The 1,345-nt window shown below is 40.3% G+C and carries 1 protein-coding gene and 1 pseudogene; one reads left to right on the forward strand and one right to left on the reverse strand.

The window, feature by feature from the left end; genetic code table 11:
- Positions 1-372: 372 nt before the first annotated feature.
- Positions 373-765 (forward strand): hypothetical protein, encoded by a 393-nt coding sequence (locus JK198_RS16905; RefSeq protein ID WP_249213207.1) that lies wholly within the window; start codon positions 373-375, stop codon positions 763-765.
- Positions 766-887: 122 nt separating this feature from the next.
- Here the strand turns inward: JK198_RS16905 and JK198_RS16710 are convergent.
- Positions 888-1,118 (reverse strand): annotated as a pseudogene (locus JK198_RS16710) (transposase); the annotation flags it as partial.
- Positions 1,119-1,345 lie beyond the last annotated feature (227 nt).

The raw sequence follows: 1,345 nt of genomic DNA on the forward strand, positions 1-1,345 counted from the left end.
AATACGTTTCATGTGTCACTCCATGTCCTCAGATTGATTTTTCAGAGGGGGTGACAACTATGCTGACACTGAGGGTGCCCTTCACTCAATTAATGAAATAAATGAGGCTTGTTCTGTTGGTCGAGAAGCTGAATGTACGCAGAAAAAATATACTGAAATAAGTAGCTTTGTTGGTGATACTGGTGGAGGTATCATTGCAGGTGGTATAGCTGTTCCACTATGTATAGCTATTGGTGTTGGAACTGCTGGCGTAGGTGGTTTAGCATGTGCTGTTATAGCAGGTGGCACATTAGGTTACGTAGGGGGTGAGGCTGGCGGCTGGGGTGGAGAAAAAGTAGGAAGTACTATTTATAATGTTATCGAAGGTTCGAAATGAAATCGATAGACATGCTCATATTATGCTTAGCTGCAACATTTGTAGCTTCGCTAGCATTTTATCTTATCTATGGTAAATTTACAGAACGTAAATTCGATCTCATTGCTGATAAGTTCAAAAAACAGTTTGGGTATATGCCTTTTTCTATGACTGCTGGTAAAGGTGGTAGTTTTTTCTTTTGGGGGTATAAGGAATCTTTTCTTATGAGTGCTCTTATCTTCCCTAAGTTCCCAGCAACAAAAAGGACACTGAAAGAAGAAGAAATTTCATTCTTTAAAAATCTAAAGACTAATGAGATCTCTTGGTTCTATATAAAATACACAGCTTTGATTATAGGCTTGATAAGTTTTATTAGCTTATTGATCATCCTTAAAATGCAATCGAATTAACTAAAAAGTAGCTCTTATGATAAAGGGCTATTTTGCTTTCCAGCCAGATTTTTAAGTGGAAAAAAATATCTGGAAGGCACGGTAAGGTAATCCCCCCATTTTAACGGAGGTGATAAGTAGAATCAGGTCATACGTTGAATATGCTGCATCGGCGTGAAGCCATTCAGTGCCATATTCGGTCGTTCGTGATTATAAAACCATTGCCACTGCGTGGTATAGTTCTGCAATTCATCCAGTGATGTAAATAAGTGTTGCCCCAGCCAGTCATAACGCACTGTCCGGTTATATCGCTCAATATAAGCATTCTGTTGAGGTTTACCAGGCTGAATAAAACGCAGAATTATATTCTGCTGGGTAGTGTTCAAAATTCTGTGTCATTTCAGTAAACTAATCTAAAAAAAGAGATGACACATGACCAGGCCCACCTTAGACATTGAAGCCGCCCCCTCAGTGTCAGCATAGTTGTCACCCCCTCTGAAAAATCAATCTGAGGGCATGGAGTGACAGACGCTGCAGATGAAACTGCACGAACTGAATATCACGCCGTCTCACAGCCGTCCGCGGGTCAGTAACGATAATG

The sequence above is a fragment of the Tatumella sp. JGM91 genome (genome assembly GCF_018257575.1).
Classification (GTDB): domain Bacteria; phylum Pseudomonadota; class Gammaproteobacteria; order Enterobacterales; family Enterobacteriaceae; genus Tatumella; species Tatumella punctata.